Here is a 12,161-nt window from a genome sequence, read left to right on the forward strand (position 1 = left end):
CATGACTTCTGGTAAATTGCGTGGCCTCCTGCTTGCTCCGGTCATTTTTCTCGCCGCCTGCCAATCGCAAACGGCCGAGCAAGCTCCCAAGGAACCCTTCCTCGGTCCTGTTCCGATTGCGACACGCACGCCTGTCGATGCGGCCCTGGAATGCCTGAGCAAGACCCCTGAGGTTCAGCGCTATCCGCGCATATTCGCCGTGCATGTCATCACTGATCAAACCGGGCGTTATTCGTCTGAAGAAACCGGCAATTATCTGCCGCGCGACAGCGCCGGCATGATGGTGTCGCTGTTGCAGAAGGCGGGCGTGAAGCAGGTCAATCGGTCGAATACGGCCGTCTCGGAGTGGGAAATCGCCCGTGCTCGCGAGCAGATCCTGGGGGATGGCGGCAATGTCGTCGTCGGTGACGAAAGCCTGCCGTTCCGGCCGCTGGTCAAAGGCGCGTTGCGTGGCTCCGATTATGTCATCGACGGTGTGATCACCCAGCTTGACTTCAACACCTATTCCGGTGGCCTCGAGGCAAGCGTTGGTGGTGCCGGTGCCGGTGCCCGACGGTTTGCCGTGACGGCTGCGGTCGATATCCGGGTCACGGACACCAAGTCCACCCGCATCATCAAGGCCAATTCCTATTCGAAGCAGGCGGTCGGTCGTGAGGTTTTCGCCTCGGTCTTCCGCTTCTTCTCGGACGAGTTGTTCGACATCAAGATCGGCAGCAAGTCCCAGGAAGGGTTGCAGGCTGCCGTCCGTTGGACGCTGGCTGATGCAACCTATGATTTGGTTAAGGAGCTGACCGGCCACAAGGGCGCCTGCGACGCGCTTCTGCCCCAGGCTTCACAGGATGACCGCGCGATGGCCGCAGAGGTCGCATCGATCAACTGATGCATCCTTAGCGCGCCCGGTTTGGTCGCGTTGAATCCTGGCTCAGAAACAGACATCGCCTGAGATTGGTTTCGGGCGATGTATTGCTTTTCTTCTTCAATTCTCCGGCGTTGCTGGCCGAATTACTTGAAAATCATCACTTCTCGACGCCGAGCACTTCCGCGCAGCGCGACAGGCTGAAGCCGTTGCCGGTAGTGTCGTTGCTGGCGCGGATCGTCGAAATCACGCCTGATGCGTCGGTGTTGATCTGCAATTCGCAGAAGAGCTGCTCGTAGCGGCCGGGCGTAATCACTTCCGGCTCCCAGAAGGGGTCGCGGGTGATGACCCGGGTCTGGGTCACCGTCTGGCCCGAGCCGTCCTGGCGGGTTTCGGTGCGCACGATGGTGCGGGCTGGTTCCGGACGGGAATAGACCGGTGGGATGTAGCGTGTCTTGTCGCCACCGCGCCAGGTGTAGATCTTGCCCGAGGACAGCGGATATTCGTCGATCGGTGGGCCATAGGCTGCAAAGAAGCGCTCGGCCGGCTGGCCGATCCAGCGGGATTGCAGCGCGCGATTGGCGTCTTCGGTCGTCGTGCAGGCGGCAAGCGCTGCAAGGGGGAGGAGCATCAGGGCGGCAATCAGCTGTCGGGCAGGGCGCATCAGGGTCTCGCAGGCATTGGCCAGAGAGGCCGCTTGGCCTCCCGGGACTTCATCGCCGATCGTAGCGCGTCCGGTCGTTTGCCCGCAAGGGATCGGTGTCGCCTGGAAGTTTCGACCGCCTGGTCTTGGCGGTTGGAGGGCGGGCAGGTCTTAAGCCTAAAGCCGGTCATGCCCTCCAGTTCTGCTTGTCTCGCCCCCGGGTCATCCCATATCTGGATGAAGCCCATGACATTGTCCGGCTTGCTGCCGGACCAGGAGTGCCCCTTTGTTTTCCTTCGACAACACTTACGCCCGCCTGCCGCAGCGCTTCCACCGACCGGCAAAACCCGCCGCTGCCCGCGCACCGCAGCTGATCCGCTTCAACCAGGCGCTGGCAGAGGAGCTGGGGCTCGATGTTGCGGAGGCGGATAGCGAGCGTCTCGCCCAGCTGTTCGGCGGGCAGGTGATCCCCGTGGGTGCCGAGCCGCTGGCGCAGGCCTATGCGGGCCACCAGTTCGGCCATTTCAACCCGCAGCTCGGTGATGGGCGGGCGCTGCTTCTCGGCGAGGTCGTCGATCGCGTTGGGCGCCGTCGCGATATTCAGCTCAAGGGCTCGGGGCCAACAGCGTTTTCGCGCAATGGCGATGGCATGGCGGCGCTGGGCCCGGTGCTCCGCGAATACATCGTGTCCGAGGCGTTTGCCGCGCTTGGCGTGCCGGCAACGCGCGCGCTTGCGGCGGTTGCGACCGGCGAAACCGTGATGCGCGAGACCATGCTGCCGGGCGCCGTCTTTACCCGGGTCGCTGCCAGCCACATTCGTGTCGGCACCTTCCAGTTCTTTGCCGCACAAGGCGATGAAGAGGCCGTCCAGACGCTTGCCGACCATGTCATCGACCGACACTATCCGGAAGCGCGGGCGGCCGGGAACCCGTATCTCGCCATGCTGACCCTGGTTGCGGAACGGCAGGCGCGGCTCATTGCCCGCTGGCTGTCGATCGGCTTCATCCATGGCGTGATGAACACCGACAACATGGCGATCTCCGGCGAAACCATCGATTTCGGCCCTTGCGCCTTCCTCGACGACTATGATCCGCGCAAGGTCTTCTCCTCGATCGACCAGCGCGGCCGCTATGCCTATGCCAACCAGCCCGGTATCGGCCAGTGGAACATCGCGCGGCTCGCCGAATGCCTGCTGCCGGTCCTCGATGCAGACGAAGACAAGGCGCTGGAGGCGGCAAACGGCGTGCTCAAAGCCTTCGGCGATGTCTTCCAGGCCGAATGGCTGGCGCGGTTTGCGGCAAAGCTCGGTGTGACGGGCGAGGGTGAAGACGATCGCCCGCTTGTCACCGATTTCCTCGAACTGATGCATCAGGGCGAGGCGGATTTCACGCTGACCTTCCGCGCGCTCTCCAAAGTCGCCGGCGGGGCGCCCGTGGAAACGCTGACTGACCTCTTCACAGTCCCGCAACCGGGTCTTTCCGACTGGTTCACCCGCTGGCATGCCCGCATCGACGACAACAGGTCAGCGTCTGAGCGTCAGGCCGCGATGGAGGCGGTCAATCCGGCGCTGATTGCCCGCAACCACCGAATCGAAGAGGCGATTGCCGCTGCTGTTTATGGCGACTTCTCCTTCTTCCATCGTCTCGTCGAGGCGCTCGCCAATCCCTATGCAGAGGATCCCGATACCGCCGATCTGCGCGTGCCGCCCAGGCCGGACGAGCGGGTGACGCGGACGTTCTGCGGGACGTGAGGCGATCGGGCCTCACTTTTCAGGCTTCGTGCGGCATGCTCCTGATGTCGTCCAGAAGGCCGGGACCGGCCGGCTTCCAGCCTAGTGCTGCCCGCGTCAGCACGGAGGACGCCGGCATGTCGAAGGTCGCGAAGCCTGACATCGCACCAAGATAATCCGGGGCCTGTTCCGCTGAAACGGATTGCACCGGAAGGTCGAACCGCTCACCGATCGCGTGAGCGATGTTGCGAAGGCTGATGCCTTGCTCATCGACGGCGTGGTAGCGCGCACCGCGCCCACCCTTTTCCAGGGCCAGCCGGTAGAGCAGGGCGGCATCGCTCACATGGCAGGCCGACCAGCGGGCGTCGCCGTCGCCAACGTAAGCTGCCGCGTTTCGCGCACGTGCCGCGTCTATGAGATAGCTGACCAGGCCCTGGCGCTTGATATCGTGAATTTGCGAGAGGCGGATGGTGATGAGGTTAACGCCCGCCTGAAGAAGGTCCTGCCCCGCCTTTTCGGACGCGATGCGCGGGTTTCTGTGCTGGAGGTCGAGTATGTTCTCCTTGGCCACATCGCCTGGGGTTGCGATGCCCATGCCAATTGCAGAGGTGATCAACATCGGGCGGTCGGAGCCTACAAGCGGCTTACCAAGCGCTGCGATCGCGTCGGCATCCTTCCGGCAATTGGCCTCGTAGTTTGAGAAATCGTGGTCGAAGGCGAGATGGATGACGGCATCCGCCCTCTCGGCCCCGCGGTTGAGGCTGTCCAAGTCCTCAAGCGCGCCCAGATGCGCTTCCGCGCCCATCGCCCGCAGCATGTCGGCGCCTTGTTGCGATCGGGTCAGGCCCAGCACCTGATGTCCGGCAGCGTGTAATTGAGGGATGACGGCCGAGCCGATAAAGCCGGTGGCTCCTGTGATGAAGATTTGCATGCCTGTATCCTTTCCAGTGAACGGGACAAGCAATGGCAGATCTGTTATCCTGTTAAAGTAGTGACCTTATCATGGTATAATTCCTCTCAGGATAGGCAGTCCTTCATGGCCGCGACGACATTGGCGAGTTTTCTCCGCGACCGCAGGACGCGTTTGGACCCGGCGACCTTCGGCCTGTCCGGACGACGCCGCACGCCGGGTCTGCGGCGCGAGGAAATTGCCCAGCGAGCCAATATCAGTCCGACATGGTATACTTGGCTCGAACAGGGGCGCGGTGGTGCGCCCTCCGCCGATGTGCTCAACCGCATCGCTCGGGCCATGCTGCTGACGGAAGCGGAGCGCGAGCACTTGTTCATGCTGGGACTGGGGCGCCCGCCCGAGGCGCGCTACACGTCCGTGGACGGCGTCAGCCCGCGCCTGCAGCGCTTCATCGACCGACTCGACACCTGTCCTGCCGTGGTGAAGACCGCAACCTGGGATGTGGTTGCGTGGAACCGCGCGGCCACCATCGTTCTCTCCGATTATGGAAAGCTGCCGCCGGGCGAGCGCAACATGCTGCGATATCTGTTTCGCAATCCCGAGGTTCGCGCCAAGCAGCATGACTGGGAGGCGATTGCGCGCTTTTCGATCGCTGCCTTTCGAGCCGATGCCGCCAGGGCCGGTGCGGTGTCGCAGATCGGCGACCTCGTTGATGAGCTTTCCGAGGCGAGCGCCGACTTTCGCCGGATCTGGGCCGAGAACGAGATCAGCGTTCCCGGGGAAGGGGCCAAGCGGTTGGCGCATCCTGTCCTCGGCACCATCGATCTCGAATACTCCGCCTTCGCCGTCGACGGACGGGTCGATCTCAACCTGATGGTCTACACGCCGATCGATCCCGAGGTCGCAGATCGAATCCGTGCCCTGGTGGGCGATGAGCGAGCGGGGCCGGTCTGAGACGGTCTGAGCGCCGTCGCGAAATTGTCCCATTGCCAGCGTGGAGTGCTAGGAGTTGTCGTCCAGTGCTCGCTTGAGTCTCCCGCCTGCACTGCCCCGCCGCCTCCCATTTTCAGAGACAATTTCATGCTCCGCTATTTCGAGACCATTATCGTTCCCACCGCCCGCGAGACGCCGGGGGATCCGCCGGAAGGACTTCTGAATTTCTACTGGTTCTTCGTGCGCCAGGCGAAGGGGCTGTTCATCGCACTTCTGCTCGCGAGCCTCCTGGTCGCCATTGCCGATGCCGCGATCCCGGTGTTGATGGGGCGGCTTGTGGAGGTGTTGACCTCGACGCCGAAAGAACAGGTATTTTCCGAAGCGTCCGGCCTGATCTTCGGGTTGATTGTGCTGGTCCTCGTCATCCGCCCGCTGGTGACGACGCTGCAGGGGCTGGTGCTCAACCAGTCGATTGCCCCTGGTGTCACCAACATGGTCCGTTGGCAGAGCCACTGGCATGTCATCCGCCAGAACATCTCCTTCTTCCAGAATGATTTCGCCGGGCGCATCGGCTCGCGCATCCTGGAAATCGGCCATACGCTTCGAAGCTCGGTTGTCTCGATCATCTCGGTCGTCTGGTATCTCGCCGCCCTCGGCGTCATCACGTCGGCCTTTCTGGCCGCCGCCAGCTGGTGGCTGGTGCTGCCGGTGGCGCTGTGGACAATCGCCTATATCGGCTTCCTCATCCTGATCGTGCCGCAGATCCGCCTCGGCTCGAAGGCGATTGCCTATGCACGCTCGGAAATGGTCGGTCGCATCGTCGACAGCTATACCAACATCATGACGGTGAAGCTCTTCGCGCGCCCCGAGGAGGAGGATGCCTTCGTGCGCGAAAGCGTCGACAAGCATACCGGCCGGATGATCACCCAGCATCGCTGGCTGTCGCTCTTCTCCATCGGCCTTACCATCCTCTCCGGCCTGCTGATCGCCGGCACCACCTGGGTTGCCGTCCAGCTCTGGGTCGATGGGGCAATCGGCATCGACGTGGTGGCCATGGTCCTGCCGATGACCCTGCAGATCTCCGGCACATCCGCCCGCGTGGCGCAGGAAATCACCCAGATCTCCGATCAGGTCGGCACGGTGCATGAGGCGATGGAAACGATCGCCAAGCCGATCGGCCTCACCGACACGCCGGCCGCCCGACCGCTGGTGGTCACCAAGGGCGCGATCCGCTTCGACGACGTTTCGTTCCACTATGGCCGCAAGGGCGGCATCATCGAGAACCTCTCGCTCGACATCAAGCCCGGCGAACGGATCGGCCTTGTCGGCCGCTCGGGGGCGGGCAAATCGACGCTGATGAACCTGCTCCTCCGCTTCTACGATCTCGAATCCGGCCGTATCACCATCGACGGCCAGGACGTGGCCCACACGACGCAGGCAAGCATCCGCCAGCATATCTCGGTCGTAACGCAGGACACCTCGCTGCTGCATCGCTCGATCCACGACAACATCGCCTATGGCCGCCGCTCGGCCACGCGCGCCGAGGTGATCGAAGCAGCACGCCAGGCGCATGCGGTCGAATTTATCGAGCAGCTTTCCGACTGGAACCTTCGCACCGGCTTCGATGCCCATGTCGGCGAGCGCGGGGTGAAACTCTCCGGCGGCCAGCGCCAGCGCATTGCGATTGCCCGGGTGATCCTCAAGAACGCGCCGATCCTGATCCTCGACGAGGCGACCTCGGCGCTCGATTCGGAGGTCGAGCAGGCGATCCAGACCAGTCTGGAAGGCCTGATGCAGGACCGCACGGTCATCGCAATCGCCCACCGGCTCTCGACGATCGCCTCCATGGATCGCCTCGTCATCCTCGACCGGGGGCGCATTGTCGAGCAGGGCACGCATGCCGAGCTGCTCGCGCTCGGCGGCCACTATGCCGGTCTCTGGGCGCGGCAGTCGGGTGGGTTTCTGGAGGCGGAGGGCTAACACCGACGTCAGCCGTCATACTCCAGGACATCAAAAAAGGCGCCCCTTGCGAGGCGCCTTTCTCATAGTCTGACTGATGCTGCCGATCAGATCGCCGACGGCTGCAGCGTCATCGAGGTGCCGGTGGCCGCAATGTTCAGGCCGATCTGGCCGGAGACGCTGACGGGCTGCAGATGGATCGAGCCGGAGGTGCCGCCGAACAGAACGTTGGCGCCAATGCCGGCACCGACGGTCGCCTCTGCGGTCGCACCGCCATAGAGGCCACCGAGCGAGCCCTTGTGGTAGCCGGCGGTCGGGGCAAAGACGGCCCAGATCACGCGGCTCTTGGTGGTGAAGCCGAGATCTACGCCGAACTTCTTGATCGAACCGGTATAGGTGTCGAGCGGTTCGCCGTCGATGACGGAGGTGAAGGCGCAGTCTGCGGTCTTGGCAGAACCGAGCACGTAGCCGAGGCCACCACCGATCTGGCAATCCAGGTAACCGATGCGCACACCACCGACGCGGTCGCTCTCGATGACGGCGGGAGCCGGGGCGGCAGCCGTCATGTCGGCCGCTGCGGTGATGCCGGCGCTCGTGAAGACGGGCAGGGCGGCGAGGCTCAGGATGAGCATTTTCTTCATGGCAATTCTCCTTCCATGTTCGGCTGCCGGGGAGGGGTGGCCGTTTTCGGCTTCTCAGGCAGCGTGGAACAACGCCTATCGGCAAAGATTGATCCAACTGAGGCTGAAGATAGGCCGCAAAATGGCGATCCACCGGCTTATCACCCTATCCCGACGATCGCGGGCGGCACCTTCCACGCCGGAACAAATGGTCGCTTCCGGGCTTGTCCCGGACATCAGAAGCCGGAGGCACCCATGACACTCACTCTCCCCGAACTTGCCAAGAAGATGCAGAAGATCGATTTCTGCATGATGCTCACCCGGGCGGAAGACGGCGCGATCGCCGGTCGGCCTATGAGCAACAATGGCGACGTCGAATATGGCGGCGACAGCTATTTCTTTTCCTACACCGACACGCGCAAGATCCGCGAACTCACCGCCGATTCCACCGTGACTCTCAGCTTCACCGCGCCGCCCAGCCTGCTCGGCAAGCCCGGCATCTTCATCGCTGCCGAGGGCCGCGCCAGCCTGATCGCCGATCAGGCCGTCTTTGAAGCCCACTGGAATTCCGATCTCGATCGCTGGTTTCCCGAGGGGACCGCGACGCCGGGCCTGGTGCTGATCAAGGTCCATGCCGATACCGTTCAGTATTGGGATGGCGAGGATAACGGCACCATCCGGCTCTGACGGATCGCAACATCGCCGCGTGACGCAAAAGCGCCATGCGGCAACGGAGAAGACGGGCGTCGGTGATAACCGGCGCCCTTTTTTGTTCTCTCTGCGGCATGCAAAGCCACCCTCTCGCCGCGATCCGGCAGATCAGGGCGTGGACAAGTGGTCGTGGGTCTCTTGCAGAATGTCGCAGACAGGCTGCAAATGCCCCGCCCGGGCTTTTAAGATCGGCACCACATCATTCACTCCCAGACATCAGGGTTCACAAGGCTATGGCAGAGTTTCCGACCAAGGCGAAAGTCGTCATCATCGGTCTAGGCGGCATCGTCGGCGCATCGATCGCGCATCATCTCATCGAGCGCGGCTGGGACGACATCGTCGGCATCGACAAGTCGGGTATCCCGACCGACATCGGCTCGACCGCGCACGCCTCGGACTTCTGCTACACCACATCCCACGACTATCTCTCGGTCTGGACCACGCAGTATTCGATCGATTTCTTCGAGAAGATGGGCCACTACGCCCGCATCGGCGGTCTCGAAGTCGCGCGCACCGGCGACGACATCTGGATGGAAGAGATCAAGCGCAAGCTCTCCTCTGCCAAGGCTTTCGGCACCCGCGCTCACTATGTCTCGCCCGCCGAAATCAAAAAACTCTTCCCGCTGATCGAGGAAGACCAGGTCATGGGCGGCATGTTCGATCCCGACGCTGGCCTCGTCATTCCGCGCTCCCAGACGGTTGCCGGCAAGCTCGTCGATGCCGCTGAAAAGTCCGGCAAGCTTCAGATGTTCGGCAATACGCCGGCCCAGTCGCTGATCGTCGAAGGCGGTCGCATCAAGGGCGTCGTCACCCATCGCGGCACGATCTATGCCGATCACGTCGTGGTCTGCGCCGGCCTCTGGGGCCGGCTTATCGCCGAAATGGTCGGCGAGGACCTGCCCGTCATGCCGGTCGACCATCCGCTCACCTTCTTCGGCCCCTATAACGAGTTCGAAGGCACCGGCAAGGATATCGGCTATCCGCTGCTGCGCGACCAGGGCAACTCCGCCTATATGCGCGACACCGGCGACCCGAAGACCTCCGAAGGCGGCCAGATCGAATGGGGTTACTACGAGCAGCACAATCCGCGCATGTGCCATCCGCGCGAACTGCTCGAAAAGCACGAGGCGCGCCTGTCGCCCTCGCAGCGCGATCTGGAAATGGAGCAGATCCTCGAGCCGCTCGAGCGCGCGATGGAACTTACCCCGATCCTCGGCGAACTCGGCTATAACGAGAGCCATTCCTTCAACGGTCTCCTGCAGGTGTCCGCTGCCGGCGGCCCGTCCTGCGGCGAAAGCCAGAAGGTGCGCGGCCTCTGGTATTGCGTCGCCATCTGGGTCAAGGACGGCCCGGGCTACGGCAAGCTGATCGCCGACTGGATGACCGACGGCCGCACCGAAATCGACCACAACTCGATCGATTACGCCCGCTTCTACCCGCACCAGCTGACCGAAGACTTCATCGCCGGCCGCTGCTATGAGGCCGCCCAGAAGATCTATTTCCCGGCCGTTCACACCCGCGAACCTTATGCGTCTGGTCGCGGCGCCAAGCGCTCGCCGATGTATGAGCGTGAAGTCGAACTCGGCGGCCACTTCATGGAACTCGGCGGCTGGGAGCGTGCGCATGGCTATGCTGCCAACGAGCACCTGCTGGAGAAATACGGCGATCGCGTTCCGGTTCGTGAAAACGAGTGGGATAACAGACACTTCTGGCGCGTCTCAAACGCCGAACATCTGGAGATGAGCGAGGATTGCGGCATCGTCAACCTCAGCCACTTCCACATGGTCGACATCGAAGGCCCTGATCATGTCGAGCTCCTGGAATGGCTGTGCGCCGCCAAAATCGGTGGCGACGCGAATATCGGCAAGGGCATCTACACCCACTTCCTCGACGACGAGGGCATGGTGCGCGCCGACTTCACCGTCTTCCGCCTCGCCGACCGCTGCCGCCTCGTCAACGGCGCCGATGCCGGCCCGCGCGACTTCCACTACATGAAGCGCGTGGCCGAAGATCGTGGCCTCGACGTCACCATCACCGATACTTCGGAGAAATACATCACCATCGGCATCTGGGGCCCGAATGCCCGCATGACGCTGAAAAAGGCCGTCGCTGAGCCCGCCGGCCTCGACCCCGAAAACTTCCCCTTCGCCGCGATCAAACAGATCGAAATCGCGGGCAAGTCCGTCACCGCCTTCCGCATCTCCTATGTCGGCGAGCAAGGCTGGGAACTTCACATGAAGTACGAAGACGGCCTTGCCGTCTGGGATGCGCTCCGCGCCACCGGCGTCATGGCCTTCGGCGTCGAGACCTACGCCAACTCGCGCCGCATGGAAAAGAGCCTGCGCCTGCAGAACGGCGACCTCTTGACCCAGTACAACCTGATCGAAGCCGATCTCGCCCGCCCGAAAGTCAAGGAAGCCGATTTCCGCGGCAAGGCCAAGCATCTCGAATACAAGGCCCGTGACAAGCAGCCGGCCATGCTCTGCACGCTCGTGATGACCGACAATGTCGACAAATCAGGCGTCGCCCGCTACCCGGTCGGCTCCATGCCGGTCATGGATCCCGCCACCGGCGAAGTGCTGATCGACGCGCTCGGCCGGCGGTCTTACACGACGTCGGTTGCCTATGGCCCGACGATCGGCAAGAACATTGCACTCGCCTATCTGCCGGCGGACTATTGCGAAGTGGGGCGCAAGCTGAATGTCGAATATTTTGCCGAGACCTATCCGGTCGAGGTTGCAGCGGTGGGGTATAAGCCGCTGTACGATCCGGAGAATTTGAAGCCGCGCAGCTAAGGGCAGGGCGGTTCGGTCAGAGGGTTATGGACCCGTCGGTCGTGAGGCCGGCGGGTTTTTTGTAACTACCGCAATCGTTCGTCTGGCTCGAATGGAAGCCCTTTAGCAATCTCATCAGCTTTCTGTGTAAAGGCTTCCATCGTAGGGTGTTTCTGATCCATCTCACCATGTCCCTCTTTGCGATGCGCTTCCATCTGGAGGGCTATCTTCAGAAAGTGCGGAAGCATCTGATTTGCCAGGGTCGAAATATCCATTCCATTTACTATCGTTGGAATGGGAGCGGAGTGTTGATCCTGTATGTTTCCAGTGTACGATATATGGTTCCCGCCGCCTGTTTGAAGGTCTCTCCAGACTATGATACTGCGATTTCCCACCGAGTTATCTCCTCGCCGAGTCAGTTCTAAATGGACAGACTGGCACATGGCGTTCAACTCTTCTGCAACCACATTGCCGGAAATCTTTTTGTTGTTGAAAGCCCGAACGAGTCCACAGACTTTATGATGCCAATTCGGATTTTTAGACAAGAATTCTGAACCGCTGCCAACAGCGCTCGCTCTCGGAGTAAAACTGGTTCCTCCACTCGTCTTAACCAGTCTGCGGAATCCGATGGTTATCTCCTTGCCCTTCTGTTGGTACTCGATGGAGTAAAGGTGGGCAGATTTGGTGAAAGCCGGAACAAGCATCACATGTTGAAACAGTTCAGAAACTCCGACGAGATGCGCTGGAAGTGCTTTGCCAGCGGCGTTTGCTAGAACCTCAAGCGCCTGTTCGATAGTGACGCGTAGGCCGCGTAGTGAGTTCGAGACCCACTCGGATGGTTCCATGCCGCGCGCAGTTGCGCCTAGACCAGCGTACCCAATGATCGCTTTTCCATCGAGTGTATCGAGGCAACAGATCTTCGTCGCATCATCGCGCAATACTATGTTGGCGACAGTCAGGCGTCTGTCTGCCATTAGCCAAAGCGACCGATTGGTTTGAATGGAGATAACTAACGTCACTGTGGGT

10 protein-coding genes are annotated in these 12,161 nt (G+C 61.9%); 6 read left to right on the plus strand and 4 right to left on the minus strand.

The window, feature by feature from the left end; all coding sequences use genetic code 11:
- The first annotated feature begins 1 nt into the window (after position 1).
- Complete coding sequence (locus AC02Y0_RS04390) at positions 2-880, plus strand: CsgG/HfaB family protein (RefSeq protein WP_476382711.1); 879 nt, start codon at positions 2-4, stop codon at positions 878-880.
- Positions 881-1,016: 136 nt separating this feature from the next.
- Here the strand turns inward: AC02Y0_RS04390 and AC02Y0_RS04395 are convergent, their stop codons facing one another.
- Positions 1,017-1,520, minus strand: coding sequence for a hypothetical protein (locus AC02Y0_RS04395; protein WP_476382713.1), 504 nt, complete (start codon positions 1,518-1,520; stop codon positions 1,017-1,019).
- A gap of 265 nt (positions 1,521-1,785) precedes the next feature.
- On the opposite strand from AC02Y0_RS04395, the gene AC02Y0_RS04400 reads away from it, so the two are divergent.
- On the plus strand, positions 1,786-3,249 hold the full coding sequence (locus tag AC02Y0_RS04400) for a protein adenylyltransferase SelO (RefSeq protein ID WP_476382715.1): 1,464 nt from the start codon (positions 1,786-1,788) through the stop codon (positions 3,247-3,249).
- A 19-nt stretch (positions 3,250-3,268) separates the two neighbouring features.
- Here AC02Y0_RS04400 and AC02Y0_RS04405 read toward each other — a convergent pair whose 3' ends face one another.
- Positions 3,269-4,159 carry an SDR family oxidoreductase gene (locus AC02Y0_RS04405; RefSeq protein WP_476382717.1) on the minus strand — a complete coding sequence of 297 codons (891 nt, stop codon included), beginning with the start codon at positions 4,157-4,159 and terminating at the stop codon, positions 3,269-3,271.
- 105 nt (positions 4,160-4,264) lie between these two features.
- Here AC02Y0_RS04405 and AC02Y0_RS04410 point away from each other — a divergent pair, with 105 nt between their 5' ends.
- Both AC02Y0_RS04410 and AC02Y0_RS04415 read left to right on the plus strand, forming a co-directional pair.
- Positions 4,265-5,092: a helix-turn-helix transcriptional regulator gene (locus AC02Y0_RS04410; protein WP_476382719.1), complete on the plus strand. Its 828-nt coding sequence runs from the start codon at positions 4,265-4,267 to the stop codon at positions 5,090-5,092.
- A gap of 126 nt (positions 5,093-5,218) precedes the next feature.
- A complete protein-coding gene (locus AC02Y0_RS04415) occupies positions 5,219-7,051 on the plus strand; it encodes an ABC transporter ATP-binding protein (RefSeq protein WP_476382721.1) in 1,833 nt (610 codons plus the stop codon).
- An 86-nt stretch (positions 7,052-7,137) separates the two neighbouring features.
- Here AC02Y0_RS04415 and AC02Y0_RS04420 read toward each other — a convergent pair whose 3' ends face one another.
- The gene (locus AC02Y0_RS04420) at positions 7,138-7,671 is read right to left on the minus strand and encodes a DUF992 domain-containing protein (RefSeq protein ID WP_476382722.1); all 534 of its coding nucleotides are present in this window, start codon (positions 7,669-7,671) and stop codon (positions 7,138-7,140) included.
- A gap of 234 nt (positions 7,672-7,905) precedes the next feature.
- Here AC02Y0_RS04420 and AC02Y0_RS04425 point away from each other — a divergent pair, with 234 nt between their 5' ends.
- Positions 7,906-8,337: a pyridoxamine 5'-phosphate oxidase family protein gene (locus AC02Y0_RS04425; RefSeq protein ID WP_476382723.1), complete on the plus strand. Its 432-nt coding sequence runs from the start codon at positions 7,906-7,908 to the stop codon at positions 8,335-8,337.
- Positions 8,338-8,594: 257 nt separating this feature from the next.
- Positions 8,595-11,156, plus strand: coding sequence for a GcvT family protein (locus AC02Y0_RS04430; RefSeq protein ID WP_476382724.1), 2,562 nt, complete (start codon positions 8,595-8,597; stop codon positions 11,154-11,156).
- Positions 11,157-11,221: 65 nt separating this feature from the next.
- Here AC02Y0_RS04430 and AC02Y0_RS04435 read toward each other — a convergent pair whose 3' ends face one another.
- Positions 11,222-12,154: a hypothetical protein gene (locus tag AC02Y0_RS04435; RefSeq protein WP_476382725.1), complete on the minus strand. Its 933-nt coding sequence runs from the start codon at positions 12,152-12,154 to the stop codon at positions 11,222-11,224.
- Positions 12,155-12,161: the final 7 nt, after the last annotated feature.

Source organism: Allorhizobium sp. nf9_anc (assembly GCF_056323085.1).

Excerpts from the sequence above, each read along its gene's own strand:
- AC02Y0_RS04425 (WP_476382723.1), top strand. The coding sequence starts at position 7,906 with ATGACACTCACTCTCCCCGAACTTGCCAAGAAGATGCAGAAGATCGAT.
- AC02Y0_RS04410 (WP_476382719.1), top strand. The coding sequence starts at position 4,265 with ATGGCCGCGACGACATTGGCGAGTTTTCTCCGCGACCGCAGGACGCGT.
- AC02Y0_RS04415 (WP_476382721.1), top strand. The coding sequence starts at position 5,219 with ATGCTCCGCTATTTCGAGACCATTATCGTTCCCACCGCCCGCGAGACG.
- AC02Y0_RS04420 (WP_476382722.1), bottom strand. The coding sequence starts at position 7,671 with ATGAAGAAAATGCTCATCCTGAGCCTCGCCGCCCTGCCCGTCTTCACG.
- AC02Y0_RS04395 (WP_476382713.1), bottom strand. The coding sequence starts at position 1,520 with ATGCGCCCTGCCCGACAGCTGATTGCCGCCCTGATGCTCCTCCCCCTT.
- AC02Y0_RS04430 (WP_476382724.1), top strand. The coding sequence starts at position 8,595 with ATGGCAGAGTTTCCGACCAAGGCGAAAGTCGTCATCATCGGTCTAGGC.
- AC02Y0_RS04390 (WP_476382711.1), top strand. The coding sequence starts at position 2 with ATGACTTCTGGTAAATTGCGTGGCCTCCTGCTTGCTCCGGTCATTTTT.
- AC02Y0_RS04405 (WP_476382717.1), bottom strand. The coding sequence starts at position 4,159 with ATGCAAATCTTCATCACAGGAGCCACCGGCTTTATCGGCTCGGCCGTC.